The sequence below is a fragment of the Methylosinus sp. LW4 genome (assembly GCF_000379125.1).
In the GTDB taxonomy this organism is placed as follows: domain Bacteria; phylum Pseudomonadota; class Alphaproteobacteria; order Rhizobiales; family Beijerinckiaceae; genus Methylosinus.
In genome coordinates this window covers 55,400-71,651 of the sequence record NZ_KB900627.1, presented here as the reverse complement: position 1 = coordinate 71,651, position 16,252 = coordinate 55,400, and the positions used below count along the sequence as shown (strand labels likewise).

14 protein-coding genes are annotated in these 16,252 nt (G+C 63.3%); 8 read left to right on the top strand and 6 right to left on the bottom strand.

Going from position 1 to position 16,252, the window contains the following annotated elements:
- Window positions 1-275 precede the first annotated feature (275 nt).
- The 5 genes from METLW4_RS0120125 to METLW4_RS0120110 all read left to right on the top strand — a co-directional run bounded on the left by METLW4_RS0120125 (window position 276) and on the right by METLW4_RS0120110 (window position 4,662).
- Window positions 276-1,253, top strand: coding sequence for a Fic family protein (locus METLW4_RS0120125; RefSeq protein ID WP_018268034.1), 978 nt, complete (start codon window positions 276-278; stop codon window positions 1,251-1,253).
- Window positions 1,254-1,381: 128 nt separating this feature from the next.
- Window positions 1,382-2,647 carry an IS21 family transposase gene (gene istA / locus METLW4_RS0120120; protein WP_026191770.1) on the top strand — a complete coding sequence of 422 codons (1,266 nt, stop codon included), beginning with the start codon at window positions 1,382-1,384 and terminating at the stop codon, window positions 2,645-2,647.
- Complete coding sequence (istB, locus tag METLW4_RS0120115; RefSeq protein WP_018268032.1) at window positions 2,644-3,510, top strand: IS21-like element helper ATPase IstB; 867 nt, start codon at window positions 2,644-2,646, stop codon at window positions 3,508-3,510. Before istA ends, istB begins: the two co-directional genes overlap by 4 nt.
- On the top strand, window positions 3,407-3,730 hold the full coding sequence (locus tag METLW4_RS28900) for a hypothetical protein (protein WP_371212333.1): 324 nt from the start codon (window positions 3,407-3,409) through the stop codon (window positions 3,728-3,730). Before istB ends, METLW4_RS28900 begins: the two co-directional genes overlap by 104 nt.
- Window positions 3,727-4,662, top strand: coding sequence for a recombinase family protein (locus METLW4_RS0120110; protein WP_018268031.1), 936 nt, complete (start codon window positions 3,727-3,729; stop codon window positions 4,660-4,662). Before METLW4_RS28900 ends, METLW4_RS0120110 begins: the two co-directional genes overlap by 4 nt.
- A 42-nt stretch (window positions 4,663-4,704) precedes the next feature.
- Here METLW4_RS0120110 and repC read toward each other — a convergent pair whose 3' ends face one another.
- The 4 genes from repC to METLW4_RS0120085 all read right to left on the bottom strand — a co-directional run bounded on the left by repC (window position 4,705) and on the right by METLW4_RS0120085 (window position 10,252).
- Window positions 4,705-6,039: a plasmid replication protein RepC gene (repC, locus tag METLW4_RS0120105; RefSeq protein WP_083919329.1), complete on the bottom strand. Its 1,335-nt coding sequence runs from the start codon at window positions 6,037-6,039 to the stop codon at window positions 4,705-4,707.
- A 208-nt stretch (window positions 6,040-6,247) separates the two neighbouring features.
- Complete coding sequence (gene repB, locus METLW4_RS0120095; RefSeq protein ID WP_026191671.1) at window positions 6,248-7,264, bottom strand: plasmid partitioning protein RepB; 1,017 nt, start codon at window positions 7,262-7,264, stop codon at window positions 6,248-6,250.
- Between the two features lie 2 nt (window positions 7,265-7,266).
- On the bottom strand, window positions 7,267-8,472 hold the full coding sequence (gene repA / locus METLW4_RS0120090; RefSeq protein WP_018268027.1) for a plasmid partitioning protein RepA: 1,206 nt from the start codon (window positions 8,470-8,472) through the stop codon (window positions 7,267-7,269).
- A gap of 601 nt (window positions 8,473-9,073) precedes the next feature.
- The gene (locus tag METLW4_RS0120085) at window positions 9,074-10,252 is read right to left on the bottom strand and encodes a Fic family protein (protein ID WP_026191669.1); all 1,179 of its coding nucleotides are present in this window, start codon (window positions 10,250-10,252) and stop codon (window positions 9,074-9,076) included.
- 316 nt (window positions 10,253-10,568) lie between these two features.
- Between METLW4_RS0120085 and tam the strand changes: the two genes are divergently transcribed.
- A complete protein-coding gene (tam, locus tag METLW4_RS0120080; RefSeq protein WP_026191668.1) occupies window positions 10,569-11,345 on the top strand; it encodes a trans-aconitate 2-methyltransferase in 777 nt (258 codons plus the stop codon).
- Window positions 11,346-11,501: 156 nt separating this feature from the next.
- Window positions 11,502-12,197, top strand: coding sequence for a hypothetical protein (locus tag METLW4_RS0120075; RefSeq protein ID WP_157235511.1), 696 nt, complete (start codon window positions 11,502-11,504; stop codon window positions 12,195-12,197).
- 154 nt (window positions 12,198-12,351) lie between these two features.
- On the opposite strand, the gene METLW4_RS25500 is transcribed toward METLW4_RS0120075, so the two are convergent.
- On the bottom strand, window positions 12,352-13,374 hold the full coding sequence (locus tag METLW4_RS25500; protein WP_157235509.1) for a hypothetical protein: 1,023 nt from the start codon (window positions 13,372-13,374) through the stop codon (window positions 12,352-12,354).
- Window positions 13,375-13,607: 233 nt separating this feature from the next.
- On the opposite strand from METLW4_RS25500, the gene pdxR reads away from it, so the two are divergent.
- Window positions 13,608-15,128, top strand: coding sequence for a MocR-like pyridoxine biosynthesis transcription factor PdxR (gene pdxR / locus METLW4_RS0120065; RefSeq protein ID WP_020493761.1), 1,521 nt, complete (start codon window positions 13,608-13,610; stop codon window positions 15,126-15,128).
- A gap of 113 nt (window positions 15,129-15,241) precedes the next feature.
- Here pdxR and METLW4_RS0120060 read toward each other — a convergent pair whose 3' ends face one another.
- Complete coding sequence (locus METLW4_RS0120060) at window positions 15,242-16,102, bottom strand: LysR family transcriptional regulator (protein WP_026191667.1); 861 nt, start codon at window positions 16,100-16,102, stop codon at window positions 15,242-15,244.
- Window positions 16,103-16,252 lie beyond the last annotated feature (150 nt).

Genomic DNA, 16,252 nt, shown 5'->3' with positions numbered 1-16,252 from the left:
GTCACGGCGCTGGCGGCGGGGTTTCGGCCCACAAATCGACGAAAAGGCGTGGTTTTCGGGCCTTTCTCCTGCTGTCCCCCGGGTCGGATCGGCGAACTTCGGCCTTCGGCTGCGTTTTCAAACGACCGATTTGTAGTCACGTGCAATTATGTATTTGCCTATTGCGCTGGAGCTTGTATGTCGATAGAAACTCGAATCATCGACACGTTTCCGGCATTTGTCGATCTCATCGACATCTTGGGAGCAATCTGTCGATCGACAGAGGTTTCTTCGACATGTCGTTCGACCCTGCACGCCCTTACAATGACCTTCCAGCTCTGCCGCCGAGCCAGGACGTCGAGACCAAGGCCATTCTCAAGGCCTGCGTCGGCGCCCGCTCCGCGCTGGCCGAGCTCAAGATTTCGGGCCGGCTGATCCCAAACCCGTCGGTTCTGATCAATTCGATTCCCCTCCTCGAAGCGCAAGCAAGCTCCGAGATCGAAAACATCGTCACGACCACGGACCGGCTATTCCGCTTCGCCAACCGGCCAGAAGCTGGCGTCGACCCCGCGACCAAGGAGGCGCTCCGCTATCGCACGGCGCTTTATCAGGGCTTCGAGAGTCTGAAAGATCGCCCGCTTTCGACGCGGAACGCCATCGAGATATGTCGGACCATCAAAGGAGTGGATCTCGATATCCGCGCAACCCCGGGCACGGCGTTGCTGAACGAGGCGACGGGCCGAGTGGTTTACACGCCGCCCGAGGGAGCCGAATTGCTGCGCGATAAACTCGCCGATTGGGAACGCTACATCCACGCGGACGACAGCGTCGATCCGCTGATCCGGCTCGCCATCATGCATTATCAGTTCGAAGCGATCCATCCGTTCACAGACGGCAACGGTCGCACGGGCCGAGTTCTCAATCTGCTGTTCCTCGTCGAACAAGGACTGCTCGACATTCCCGTCCTGTATTTGAGCCGCTATATCATTGATAATAAAAAGTCATACTACGATGGCCTGCTCGCGGTCACGACGGATGACGCGTGGGAGCCATGGATCTTGTTCATGCTCGCCGCCATACGCGAAACCGCGACGTGGTCGACCGCAAAAATCTGGGCGATCCGCAACCTGCTCGATGTGACGGCCGAACAAATCCGGCGCGGCTTGCCGAAAATCTATTCTCGCGAATTGGCCGAGATCATATTCGTCAATCCCTATTGCCGAATCGCCGATCTGGTCGGCGCGGGCATCGCCAAGTGTGAGTGCCGGGCGTAAACTCCCCAAATGTGCCGATTGAAAATTCCCCAGTTTTCGTGACGCCGGGCCTTCCAGGGCATGCCCTGGAAGGCCCGGCGACGCGCCAATTCGCCGATGCTGCTCCCCTCGGCGGGAGGGAGGGCGCGGTGATCAAACTCGGGGAAATTGTCATGATCCTGGAACTACATCGTCAGGGCGTCTCGGTGTCCGCCATTGCGCGCCAGCTCGGAATCGACCGGAAGACCGTCCGCAAGCACATCGCCGCGGGGCTGGCGGCGCCCAGCTACAAAGCCAGACCGCCGCGCGAGCGCGCGATCGCGTCCTTCGAGGCCTATCTGCGGGAGCGCCTCGCCGCCTATCCGGCCTTGAGCGGCCGTCGGCTGTGGCGGGAGATTAAGGGGCATGGATATGCCGGCGGCTATACCGCTGTCACCGACCTGCTGCGTGAGCTTCGCCCGCCGCGTCCCAAAGGCTTCGAGGTCCGCTTCGAAACCCCGCCTGGAGAGCAGGCGCAGGTCGACTTCGCCCGCTTCGACCTCGAGTTCCTCGACGCGCCCGGCGTCAAGCGCATCGTCTGGCTCTTTTCCATGGTCCTCGGCCATTCCCGCTTCATCTGGGCGCGCTTCGTCCTGCATCAGGACATGCAGAGCGTCCTGCGCTGCCACATGGCCGCCTTCGAGGCGCTCGGCGGCGTTCCCCGCGAAATCCTCTACGACCGCATGAAGACCGCTGTCATCGGCGAAGACCCGGACGGTCTCGTCGTCTACAATCGCACGCTACTCGATCTCGCCCGCCATTACGGTTTCCGGCCGCGCGCCTGCAAAGCCTATCGCGCGAAAACGAAGGGGAAGGTCGAGCGGCCGTTCCGCTATATCCGCGAGGATTTTTTCCTCGGCGGCTCCTTCCGCGATCTCGACGATCTGAATGCTCAGCTCCGGAACTGGCTCGATACGATCGCCAATCCGCGCGTCCATGCCACGACGAAGCGCGTCGTCGACGAGGCCTTCGCCGAAGAGAAGGCGGCGCTCGAAGCTTTGCCTGCCATGGCTTATCAGGCGGTGCTGCGGCTCGAACGACGCGCCTCGCATGAAGGCATGGTCAGCGTCGGCGGCAATCTCTACAGCGTGCCGGACACCACGCGGCGGCGCGTCCTCGACGTCCATGTCTTCGCCGACGCGATCCGCATCTTCGAGGACGGCGAGCTGATCGCCACACATGCGCCGCTCGAAAGCCGCGGCGAGAAGTGTCTCGATCCGGCGCATCGCCGAACGCCGTCGCCAGCGCCGGGCCGACGCCCGCCCGAAGAGCCGCAGCCCGTGTTGCGGCGTGCCGGCGATCATGCCGCGCGGCGCCCTCTGGCCTTCTATGACGCGGTGGGCCGCCGCCTGGCCGCGCAGGGAGGCTCACGATGAACGCCGCTCCCTCCGCGATCATCGACCGCGTCAAACGCAATCTCGTCGGCCTGAGGATGCCGCGCGCCCTCGAGATCCTCGACGTCACCCTGCGCGCCGTCGAGCGCGGCGAAGCCACGGCGCTCGATGTCGTCGACATTCTCCTCGCCGAGGAACTCACCCTGCGTGAGAACCGCCGCGTCCGGATGGCTCTTCAGATGGCGCGCCTCTCCGCCGTCAAAACGCTTGCCGGCTTCGACTTCTCCTTCCAGCCCTCGCTCGACAAGAGCCGCGTCATGGCGCTCGCCGAGTTGCAGTTCATCGACCGCGCCGAAGCCGTCCATCTCATCGGCCCGCCCGGCACGGGGAAAACCCATCTCGGCCTGGCGCTCGGCGTCGAAGCGGTCAAAGCCGGCCGCAGCGTCTACTTCGCCTCCCTCGCCGACATCATCGCGGTGCTCGCCAGAGCCGAGCGCGAGGGAACGCTGCGGGAGAAGATCCGCTACTTCTGCCGGTTCGCGCTGCTGATCGTCGACGAGATCGGCTATCTGCCGGTCACGCCGGGCGGCGGCAATCTGTTCTTCCAGCTCGTCAACGCCCGCTATGAGAAAGGCGCGATGATCCTCACCTCGAACCGCGGCTTCGCGGAATGGGGCGACATCTTCGGCGACGCCGTCGTCGCCACGGCGCTTCTCGACCGCCTCCTACATCATGCCGTCGTCTTCCAAATCGAAGGCTCCAGCTATCGCCTGCGCGAGCACGCTGACCTCTTGCCCGAACATGTTCGGACAAAAGCCAGCATTCAGCCGGCGCCGATCCCGCCGACGCTCAGGCGCCGCGGACGACCGCCCAAAAACGGAGGAGCAGATCACATCGACGGCTGATCGCCACGCCCGCCAGACTGGGGAATTTTACTTCGGCGCTTCTGGGGAAATTAAAATCGGCATTTACACCAAGCGCCAATCCGCTTCCGTTTATCTGAAAGCCCTCGCGTCCCTCGAGCTTCTTCAAGAGATTGAAGCAGGCAGAGAGAAAATTTACACGAACCCCTCCCTGCTGACGCTTCTTTCCGACCGCGGCGGATCGGACGTCGTCTCCCGATGACGGATTCGAACGTCAGGGGCCGGCTTATCGGCTATGCTCGCGTCTCGACCGAGGAGCAGGTCACCGACGCGCAGACCGATGTGCTGAAGGCGGCCGGCTGCGTCGAGATTTTTCGTGAGCATATGTCGGGGGCGAAAGCCTCACGGCCGGAACTCGCCAAGGCTCTTTCGCGCGTGCGACGCGGCGATGTGCTGGTCGTCGCACGGCTCGACCGTTTGGCCCGCTCGCTGTCGCATCTCCTGGCCGTGATCGCCGAGCTCGACGCCAAGGGCGCGCATTTCAAATCGCTCGCCGATCCCATCGACACCACGACCCCGCAAGGCCGGTTCGCCCTGCAGGTTCTCGGCGCCGTAGCGGAATTGGAGCGCGCCCTGATCCGGGAGCGCACCAAGGACGGCCTGCGCGCCGCCAAGAAGCGCGGCCGCATCGGCGGCAATCCAAAGCTCCGCGCCGGCGACCGCGACGCCATCCAGCGCATCGTCGACGCCAAGGCGGCGAATTATTTCGAGCGCGTCAACCGAACGGCCGAACATTGGCTGCCGGTCGTCCGGCAAATGCGCCCGGATCACCGCTGGCAGGATGTCGTGCGCGTGCTCAACGCCAAGCGCGATGCCGCTTCAGGCGCTCCCCTGCCCCAATGGACCGTCGAGAGCCTGAAGCGCGCCGTCAAATGCTTCGTCGCCGAGGGCTTGATCGAGCCCCGCCTCCTCCATCAAGCCGCCAGCCGAAAAATCAGCAGCGAACGCCTGGTCACGCTCGTCGCCGGGATCAAGCGGGCCAATCCCGATCTGACGCTCGCGCAGATCGGCGCGCAGCTCGAGGCCATGTATGAGCGCACGCCGCGCGGCGGAACCCGCTGGGCGCCCTCCTCCGTCAAAAGCCTGCTCGATCGCGCCGAAAAGCTCCGATTGCTCGACGCCGAAACGCTGTGAGCGAGCGGACCGCCGGGCCTCGGTCCGATCATCCATCCCGCGTCACCCTGTTTTCTTGCGTTCGCGCGCCGCCTTCGCGGCCTTGCCGCGCAACAGCGCCATCAGCACGGGTCCGAGCGAGAACTCCCCTGCCCTCGCCTTTTCGGTCAGGACGCGGAGATAGCCGCCGGCGCTCTTGATCTCATCGCCACGTTGCAGGATCGCGGCGATGACGATGGAGGCGTCATGCTCGCCCAGGACATCCAGGGCTTGCGACCAGGCGTCTGGCGAAACGCCGAGCGCCGAACGCACTGTCGCCGCCGCAGCAGCGAGGTCTCGCCATGACGAGATTTCGCCACTCGGGCCGTAATCGACGATGTCTGGACAGGCCTCCAGCACCATTCCGAGGGGATAGGCGCGAAGGGCCGGCTTGGGATCGATGGTTCGAGAGCGATCTGGGGATGTTTCTGGGGCGCGATCGATCGCTCCTCCGGGCTCTTCGAGATTTGGTTGGGGTGGCTGCGCCCTGCCTTCTTGAAGGCTAGGTTCAAGATCAGAAGAATTTGTGGTTTGATTCTGTATGTGGCGCTCAGATTGAGACTCATTGCCGCTCATATTTTGAGCTTTTATGTGCGTTTCCAGCGACTTGTGGATTTCCGCCGCTAGAGCGGCCAATTCCCCGGCCAAAGCCTGCAGATCGGCGCAGGAAAGCCCCCGTCCATAGCGCCCCGAGAGCGTCGCATAGCGCTGATGCGCCTCGTCCCAGTCGCCCGAGACGCCCTCCTCCAAAGCGGTCTCGATCATTTTGACGATGTCTCGCCGCGTGAGCGTGATCTTCTCGCGCAGCAGCGCGATCGCGCGGTTCTCGGCCCGCACCTCCTCTGCGAGGTTCTCGATTTCGCTCGAGCGCGCGACGAGTGGCGCGAGGTCGAAGCCGAAGGCGTCCGCTATCGCTCCCCCCTGCCCTTTCCGGGCGAAGCGCTTGCCGTTCGGGGAATCACGGCGGATGATGAGCCCGGCGTCGACCAAGCAGGCGAGATGCCGGCGCAAAGTCGCCGGCGCCATGCCATGGGCGCGGATCGAGAGTTCCTTGTTCGAAGGAAACACGACGATTCCGGCGCCGGCCGAGCCCGCCTCGGCGGACATCGAAGCGACCTCCGGCAGACTGAGCGCGGTCTCCTGGTGGAAGCTCAGCAGCGCGTGCAGCACCGATAGCGCGCGCTCGGTGACGCCGAGCGGCTCTTTGGCCTCGGTGAGCGCGCGGAACAGCCGCCACTTATGGACGACTGTTTCGGATGCGCCCGGCTTGGCGGCGAAATTCTCGGTCGCGGCCTGGCTCGCCACCATGGCGAGCGACAACGGCCGCCGCCCGAAGGGCGTCGTTGAACGTGTCTGCATGTTCCTTTGCCTCGTTCAGGCAAAAGAAATCCGCTCGCTGAAACGGCGCCGACTCTTGACAGTGATTCGCGGAAGTGGGATTCTCAGCTTGCTGAAGGATGAGAAGGGCTTCCGAGACGACGTTTCGGGGGCCTTTTTCTTTTGCGATAAATCTCCGTTGCCTTCGTGAACGCACGAACAGCGCCAAATACGCAGCGCGAAAGAAGCGTCAGCTCCCACGATCTCCGTTGGCCTTGTACTCCTCATAGAGAAGCTGCAGCCTTTCGGCGACGAAATCGCCAAATTGCGGGACCACACGATCGTCGAATGTGAGCGTCAGCTTTTTACCGGAGCGCATGATGCGGGCGACGCGCGTCCCATCCTCTGCATTCCAGGTCTCGGGGCGAAGGCGGGCTTCGCGAACGCGCAGCCGATCATAGAGGGTCTGGAACCTTTTATCGGTGTCCAAATCTCCGAACGAGGGCTCCGCGATAATGGCGCGCGCCCGTGCGCGATTGTCGTCCACATCGAGAAGCTCGGTCAGTTCCTGCCAGCGCACGCGGCCAAATCCGGGTGCAGGACCAATCGCATCGATCAGCGCGCCGGGAACGCGCGTCGCAATGGCGATGAGGCGCGACAGCGCGGCCTTGTCGACATTGAGAGACGCCATGATGATCTCGCGCGAGAATTTTCGATCCTCGAGCCGCGCCGCAAAGCGGGCGCGCTCGATGAAGGTGAGATCGGTCCGGACGCTATTCTCCTGCCCCTGCGCAATGACGAGCTGCTCATCGGTCAAATCGCGCACGACGGCGCGGACTTTAATTCCGAGCTCGCGCGCGGCGCGCAACCTGCGATGACCGAAGGCGACCTCGAAACGCTCCGGCGTCTTGGGGCGGACGAGAATGGGCACATTCTGCCCGTGTTCGCGGATCATCTCGCGAAACGCCGCATCCTGCTCCGGCGTCGCATCCATGCGATCGGGCACGAAAGAGGCGTCGATGAGATCGGGATCGATCTCGACGACGGTTTGCCCTGCGACCAGTTTCTGCTCGATCTGCTCGGCTCGCTTCACGCGCTCGGAGATATCTCCCAAGGATTGCGATATGGCGCCGAGAGCGCTCGATTGCTTGATCGGCCGGTCGAGACCGAGAAGAGGACGCGCCGGATGCGGCGCCGTCGCGCGCGCCAGCGATTCCGGCGGCTTCGTCTCCTCCAAAGGCGCGTCGAAGATGATTTTCCGCGCCATCGTCAGCTCCTTCCCCAAACGCCGCGAATGAGACCTTCGATCTCGCCATTGACGAGATCCAGCGCCTCGACCGCGCGGTCATAGGTTCCCCGCGTGAACTGTTGCCTTTCGACCTCATAGAGCGTCTGCTTCGTCAGGCCGGCGTCGGCGATCGCCGTGCTCTTCACCATCGGATGCGTGAGCACACGCGAGCCGAAGATCGATCGCAGCAGCCCCACCATCGTCGTTTGCGGTCCGTCGCTCGGCTCGTAGCGTGTGACCAGATATCGCATCCAATCATATTGCGTTTCGCCGCCCGCGTTTGCGACGACGTCGAGCAGACTGCCCGTCATGTTCAAGAACTGCGACATGGACATCACGTCGAGCATTTGCGGATGCACGGTGATCAGGACCGCGGTCGCAGCGCAGAGCGCGGAAAGGGTCAGAAAGCCGAGCTGCGGCGGACAATCGATCACGACGATGTCGTAAGCGAAGCTCACCTGCGCGAGCGCCTCCCCGACTCGCGCGAAAAACAGCGAGCTGTTTCCCTGCCGCCCCATGAGCTCCTTGGGCGTCTCATGCTCGAATTCCATGAGCTCCAATTGCCCGGGAACCACATGCAAATTCGGTATGTACGTGGCGCGGACGATCTCCGCCATATCGCGTCGCTGCGCGTCATAGCGAATAGCTCCGTAGATCGTCTCGCCCTCGCCGACGTCGAGCTCCGGCTGATGGCCGAAAAAGGTCGAGAGGCTGGCCTGCGGATCGAGATCGACCGCCAGCACGCGATATCCCCGAAACGCCAGGAATTGCGCGAGATGCGCAGCAGTCGTGGTCTTGCCGCTTCCGCCCTTGAAGTTCATCACGGAGACGATTTGAAGAGGCTCGCCCTCCTTGCGATGCGGCACATAGCGGCGCGCGCCTTTGCCATTGCGGTCGAGTTCGGCGCGGAGCCCCTCGATGTCCTCGATCGAATAGGTGCGTCGATTGTTCGGCTGGGCCGGAGGCCCCTTCCCTTCTGCAACGAGCTGCCGCAAATAGCCTTCGTGTATCCCGATGAAGCGCGCGGCCTCCGCTGGGGAAAATCGCCGAATAGTCTTCTGCGCGGCCGGCGGGAAATCCCTGATCTGCTGCGCGCGAAGACGCAAAGACAGCTCGGCGGCGTCGGCATTGATCAGCGACCGCAGGTCGTCGGGACCCCGCTGCTGGCTTATGATCGATGACGGCATTAGACTTCCTCGGATCTGCGGAAATTTCAGCTGGTGGCCCTGAAATGCGCTGATCGAGGAATAAGGGCCGATTCGCTCTACGCCGCAAGGAGTTTTTATTTAACGAGCGGTTACCGCCACGTATCGCGCCCTCGCTGTCAGGCGGCTCACTCACCAGTTGCACGCGGACAACTCGGCCGCTCGGTCACCCCGACTTTGGAGGACAATTGCACCGGCTCGGGAGTTGCACGCGTGCAACTCGATTCGGCACGATCGAGATACTATCAAAGAACGATACGGCCGATCGCCGGAGCCGTTCTTATCGGCGCTAAAGGACCGAGCGCACAATCCACTACTGCTCCTCCCCGCCACCGTTCTTATCGGCGCATCGCATGCCTCACGCGGAGCCCTCCCGCTGGGTCGAGGGCCGTCTTGCACGCGCATCATCCTCAAATTCGACGGGAGGCGCCCGGGGCCACTCGCCGGCTCTGTTTGATCCAAGGCGCGGCACACTCGTTCCTGAGTTGTCCGCGTGCAACTCGGCGGAGAGTGGTCAACGGCGAGAAAACTCTCTCGAACGAGGGGCTCTTTTTACACGCCCCGGAAAGGCCAAAGCCGGAGGTCACCCACGCAGCGGTCCCGTTCCTTCGCTGAGAATATCGAGATAAGCACGGTAGCTGAAAACGCGCCCACGCCGACGGCCCGTAATCTCTGCGACGACGCCCAGGCGCTCGAGATCGGCCAGCGCCGCATTGACGGTCGGCGCGCTCAACCCGGTACGCGCGACGAGATCGTTCGCGGTGGCGAATGGATGCAGCTGAAGCAAGTCGTGAATGCGAAGCGAGGACCCCGTCCGATCGCTTTCGGCTGCTATCCGCTCCCGATCGCGCGTGAAAAGACCCGCGATCCGCACGGCTGCTTCGAAGGCCTGATTTGCCGTTTCGGCAACGCCCTCCAGAAAAAATTCGAGCCAGCTCTCCCAAGCGCCATTCTCGCGCACCTCTTGCAAAAGACGATAATAGTCCGCGCGATGCGTTTTCAGATAAAGGCTGAGATAGAGGAGGGGAGTCCGCAGCACGCCATTGGCGCAAAGGAACAGCGTGACCAGAAGGCGCCCCACACGACCATTCCCGTCGAGAAACGGATGAATGGTCTCGAACTGAACGTGAAGCAGCCCGGCTTTGATCAGCGGCGGCAATTGCGATCCGGTTTCGTGAATGAAGCGCTCGAAAGCGTCGAGACAGCCGCCGAGCTCACTGGGGGGCGGGGGCACGAACAGCGCGTTGCCGGGCCGCGTGCCGCCGATCCAATTTTGCGAGCGCCGAAACTCTCCGGGGTCTTTCGTCTCACCGCGACCGCTCTGCAGGAGGCGCGCGTGGAGCTCACGAATGAGTCGAAGCGAGAGCGGGAACTCTTCGAGCCGTTCGAGCCCGTACATCATCGCGTCGACATAATTCGAGACTTCCCGGATGTCGTCGATCGGTTGGCCCGACGACGCCTCCGTCTCGAACCGAAGGAGATCGGCGAGGGTCGACTGCGTACCCTCGATTTGCGAGGAGAGCACAGCTTCCTTGCGGACGTACATGTAGAGAAAAAGCTCCTGTCGCGGCAGCAGGACGGCTGCGCCATCGAGCCGGCCGAGCGCTCGCTCCGCGGCGCTGACGCGACCGAGAAGGGGCAGGAGATCGATGTCCGGGCTCGGCGGCAGGGGAGGGGGAACGAAGGCGCGCACGACTTCGCCGCCGACAGTCGCTTCCACGTAGCGACCGAGCCTAGAACTATGGGAATTCTGAGCGCTCATCGGCGCAGCATGACCCAGGTTTCTTATTTAAGCAATTCGGTATTTCCTTAAATAGCCGGCCTGGAGTTTTAACGCGGCTTAATTTACCGGGCGTCCCACAAAAGCACGCCAATCGGGTTCGTAGGCACCTCGAGCGTCGACGGCGCAAGCGTTGCGGGCGTCTTCCCGCCACGCGCCGCGGCGGCGAGATGGCTTCGAAGCGATTTTCATGCGACAAGGCGCGAATGCGAATGGGCAAGCGCCCGGCGCCGATCGCCCGAGCGATAGACGCCGTAGGGACCATCAATGCGCCGCAGATCGGAAGGCGAGCCTCAACGTGAGCGACTGGGACATTGCTCTCTATCGGAAATATGAGAGGGAGCGCACGCGGGCCGCGAGGGATCTGCTCGCGCGCATCCCGGAGTTCGAGCCGACCACGGTCTTCGATCTCGGATGCGGTCCCGCGAACAGCACCGAGCTCCTCGCCGCGCGATTTCCCCGCGCCGCTCTCGTCGGCCTCGACACCTCCGACGAAATGCTCGAGGTCGCGCGTCGTCGCGGCATCGCCTCCGCGCAATTTCAAAAGCAGGACATCGCCGCCTGGCGCCCGGCGGAGCCGCCGGATCTCGTCTTCTCCAACGCGGCGCTGCAATTCGTCCCGGATCACGACGAGGCGATCGTCAGGCTCTTGTCCGTGCTGCGGCCGGGCGGCTGGCTCGCGGTACAAATGCCGAACACGACGCAGGAGATGTCGCATGCGCTGATGCGCATGATCGCGGCCGACGGCCCTTGGGCGGAGCGCCTCGTTCCCATCGCCAAGACGCGGCCCGTGATCAGCCCGCCGGAAGAATATTATCGGCGGCTGGCCGCGCATGCGTCCGTATTCGAGACCTGGCAAACCACCTATGTTCATCCGCTCGACGGCGCGAAGGGCGTCGTCGAATGGTTCGAAGGCTCGGCGCTGCGGCCGTTCCTCGATCCGTTGAGCAAGATCGAGCGTTCACTCTTCTTGTCTCGTTACGAATCGGAGCTCGCGGCCGCCTATCCGTTGCAGCCGGACGGGAAGGTTCTGCTCCGCTATCCGCGCCTATTCTTCGTCGCGCAGAAATCATAGCCGCCGTCAATCGTGATCGCATGAGCTTGTTCAGGCGGAGGGATCGGTCTAGAATCCGACCATTCGACTTCCAACTCGGCTCTGTGCGCGGCGATGCGGACAAAAAGCATTCTTTTGGTCATTTTCGGAGGTGCGTCCTTCGCTCATGCGGGCGAATTGGATCGGCCGAAGCTTTCGACGCAGGAAGCCTGGACCTACCATATCATGGTCGAGAAGGGCGGAACCGCCCGCGAGCGGCGAGATGAGATCGCCGTCGTGCGCGTCAATGGCGACAGCCTGCTCGTGAGAACCCGGGAGATCGGCTCGTCGCTGCCGGCGAAAGAGCAAATCTTCGGTTTCGACTGGAGCCGCCTGCGAAGCGTGAACGGGGAAGAAAAAGTCGTCAATCAGCCATTGTCCTTCCCGCTCTCCGTGGGGAAGACTTGGCGTGTCGAATATACGGAGGAGAACCCCAATCCTCTGCATCGCAGCGAGCATTTCGTCTCGCCGTCGCGCGTGATCGGCTGGGAGTCCGTCGCCGTTCCGGCCGGGGAGTTCCGCGCGCTCAAGATCGAAGTGAACGGGTCTTGGACCGCCGAGCTCGTCCCGCGCGTCGTGACGAACGCCGTCGTGGTGAAGGGCGGCGAGAAATCCGCCTTGCTCGCGCAGAAGAACGCGATCCCCGCCAAGAAAGCCAGCGGGCGTATCTATAAGGCGTTCTGGTATGTCCCCAGCATCAAACGCTGGGTCAAATCCGTCGAAGAATATTACGATTCGAACGGCGTTCGGTCAGAACGATTCGCGAGCGAGCTCGAAAGCTACACGTCGGGAGCCGCCCCGGCGGCCGCCCCCGAGATCGGCGAACGGCTCTGACCCCGAGCTGAGCGACGCGCCGCGATTTGACGCAACCGCCGAAACGGTTGCGGTTTTTGGCGGCGTGAACATCCGCGCATAGGCGGCGCGGCTCGCTCCCGGATCCCAGGCGGAGTTTGTGGGACGTCGTCGTCGGGGGGAGGGGGCCCTTCGCTCAGACGAAACCTGGTCTTACGCCGCACATCCCGAGAAGGATCAGGATGGCGACGACCCCGCTGGCGACGGCGCCCCAGACCGCGACACGGTCCGCGCTCGCCTTCGACGCGCCGCGCCGAAGCATCATATAGCGAATCGCGACGAACACATGCCCCAGAGCGAAGAATGCGCCCCATCCATAATGCGGAACGAGTCGGATGTTCCACGGGTCCAGGATGAGCCCCGCAGGAGCTCCAGTCGCAAAGTCCCAATTCGAGTCGACGCCGAGATAGGTCCGCGCGAGCACGAAGACCGCATTGAGATGCGAGATAATGAAAAAGAACAGGAACACGCCGGACATGAGTTGGAAAGCGCGAAAGCCGTCCATTCGTTTGGCGCTCGCCCGCCAGGCCAAATAGCCTCCTGTCGCCGCCGTCGACAAAAAGGCGCCGGCAATCGCCGGTTCGACGACAGGAAGGCGATATATCTTACGCAGCGCCTTCATCGCGGCCAAATGCGCGTCCGGCCCTACCAGCCCCAATAAATGATTGACCTCGTGACCAAGCACGAAAATCGCGATCGTCAGTCCGAGGAGCCGATGGATCTTGAACCATGAGGCGACAGGTCGAGATTGCGACGATGCAATCTCGGAACCCGGAAGCGCGAGCAAAAAGATCATGATGGTCCACAGCATCGAGACTGCCCATCGGTCCGAGCCGGATAGCCCCGCCATGTAGAAAATGACGCCGACGAACGTATAGATCGGCACGGCGGCGACGGCCAGAAGCGCGACACGCACGGCGCGGAGATGCGACCTTGTCGTCAAATCCTTGCGCGCGAGGCTAGCGAAGGCAATGGCGGCGACGGCCGGCGTTGCGTTGGCGAGCACCAACAGCGCGCAAGCCGACAAAAGCAGGAGGGCGGCATAGAGCCCCCGAGCGGCCCCTATGCGCTCGACGCAAAAGTGAAAGCCGTCGAGCCAGAAGGGGTAGAGAAGGGCCGCGGCGGGACCTGCGAAGCGCGCCGCAGGAATATCGTCCACGCGCCTCGCGAGTCGCCGCGACGGAAGAATGTAAGGCGGACTCGTCGTCGATTCATGCATCGTTTTCCTCCGTCCAAGCCGGTCTTGGATCGCCAGGACGAAACAAGCCGATGTCTTTGCGCCTCGACGTCGAGGCCTGACGTCGACGCGGCTCCTCGCAAACTGATCTGGACAATGGCCTTGCGTAAAGCGCCATTTAGAACATAAATACAGGGCCAATTTAGGAGCTCGCCGTGCGCCGGGCCGAAGAGACCGAATTTGCTATCGCGCCAGCATCGGCAGGGACGCCGCTTCTGCGCTGGCTCTATGGAGAAATTCGCGACGCGATCCTGAGCGGACGGCTTTCCCCCGGAACCAGACTACCCGCAAGCCGCGAATTCGCACGCCAGCATCATGTTTCGCGCGGCGTCGTTCTCAATGCTTTCGCGCAGCTCGCCGCCGAAGGTTATTTGGTCGGCAAAGTCGGCAAAGGGACCTTCGTGGCGGAGGCGCTTCCCGTGAGCTCCCGCTCGGCTCCAATGAGGAAGAAGGAAGCGAGCGCGGGCATTCTGTCACGGCGCGGCGAGCTTCTTGCGCAGTCGCCTTTTCCGCTGCGTGAGCTGCCGTTCCCTCCGCGCCCGTTCCGTCCGAACCAGCCCGACGTCGCCGCGTTTCCCTTGAGGATTTGGAACCGAATTGCGGCGCGCAGAGCTGGTTTGCTTCAGCGCGCGCACCTGCTGAGCTGCGACCCGGCGGGATACGCGCCGCTTCGTCGAGCTATCGCTGATCATTTGCGGCGCTCCATGGGCGTTACCTGCCGTTCCGAGCACGTGGTGATTCTCGCGAGCGCGCAGCAAGGGTTCGATCTTTGCGCGCGGCTGCTGCTCGATCCCGGCGACGAAGTCTGGATCGAAGATCCGGGCTATATGGGCGCACGCCGCATCTTCGCCGCTGCGGGCGCCGACATCGTCGGCGTGCCCGTCGACAGTGACGGGTTAGATGTCGCGAACGCGGTGCGCGCCGCGCCGCACGCTCGCCTCGTCTATGTGACGCCCGCGCATCACACGCCTCTCGGCATGCCGATGGCGCTCCACCGACGCCTCGAGCTGCTTCGCTGGGCCCGAGCGGCCAAAGCGGTCGTGATCGAAGACGATTACGATGGAGAGTTTCGCTACGGCAGTCTCCCGCTCGCTCCGCTCAAGAGCCTGGACGACGACGATCGCGTGATCTATGCGGGAACCTTCAGCAAGCTGCTGTTTCCTTCGTTGCGGCTCGCTTATCTGATCGTTCCCGATAGGCTGGTCGAAGCATTCACGACCGCGCTGTCCTTGTGCAGTCGTCACGCGTCGCTATTGCCGCAGCTCCTGTTGCACGAATTCATCGCGGACGGGCATCTGGCGCGCCATATCCGGGAGATGCGATCGCTCTATGCCGAACGCGCGGCGACGATGGAGCATCTGGCTAGCTCGCGTCTATCCGGCCTCCTCGCCATGCCACAGATTGCGACCGGGCTCGACGCCGCCGCCCTGCTGCAGTTCCGCGTGGACGATCGCCGCATCGCCGCAGCCCTCGCGCAAGGTGGGATAGAGACGCGGCCGATTTCGGATTACCGGCAATCAGTCGCGGGCCCGAGCGGTCTGGTCATGGGATTCGCGGCCTTTGACAGCGCGGCGATGGAGGAGGGCGTCATTCAAATCGCGAAAATCCTCGAGGGCGTCGCATCGAAAATGCAATGCGACGATGGCGGCCCGCCTGGCCCGGAAATTTCCGCGTAGGTTGGCGGGAGCGGTTGTCGAATCCACCTCGAGCCATTTCGAAGTCGCCACGTCTGCCGGAACGTTCCTACACTGCTGTTTTCCGGCCCGAGCACGAGCTTTTCTCGCGCCGGCTATCTGGCCGTCGCGCGATGCTCACGGAACGCGGCGGCGAGTGTGCGCAATGCGGCGCGCGATTTGGGATCGGTGAGCGTCGAGTGCAACACGATCTCGGACGAGGGCAGGCGCGGCAACCCCAAGCGCTCGCCGATTTCGATGGCGCCGGGGGGAGCGAGGCGACAGGAAAAGATGGCCAGGGCGAGCCCGGCGGAAACCGCGGCCGCCACCGCCGACGAGCCGCCGCCGAGAAACACTTCCGTCCAAGCGACGCCCGCCTCGTCGAGGGCGCGGGTCGCGACGTCGCGCACTCCACAGGATGGAGACAGGGCGGCCAGCCGCAAAGGCTCGCCCTGCCGATGCTCGAAATTCGGCGCGGCGAACCATCCGAAATGTTCGGGGCCGAGGACCTCGCCATCGCGTCTGTCGTCCTCGCGCCGAATGATGCAGGCGTCCAGTTCTCCGCGATCGAAAGCGTCGAGCAGAGCGCGCGAATTTTCGAGACGGACTTCGATGCGCAGACCCGGATCATGTGCGTTGAGTTGCGCCAGAAGAGTCGGAAGCTCCGGTCCGGCCACATGGGCGGCAATGCCGAGCCCGAAGCGGCGCAGGGTCGTGGAAGCGAGAGCCGACAGCGCGGCTTCGTGCGCGACGAGAAAGGCGCGAGCACGGTCGAGAAAGACGGCGCCGTGAGCCGAGAGCCGGACGTGGCGCGGCGTGCGCTCGATCAGCCGTTGGCCGATCCGCTCTTCCAGGCGCCGCAGCTTGACGCTGATCGCGCCTTGTGTGGTGCCGAGGGCCTCGGCTGCTCGCGTGAAACTTTGCAGATCGGCGATGGCCACGAAAGCCTGAACCGACTCGACATCGAGGGACGCCATTTCGACCATCCAGATTTGTTGTCTCTGAAATAGCACATCATATCATTTTTGCATCATCGAGTTTCGCCTACCATCAGCTCCATCGACAACCGTCGCACGCGAGACTGCCGCATCACCACGGCCTTGGCCATTGTGAGTGAGCGGCGGCTC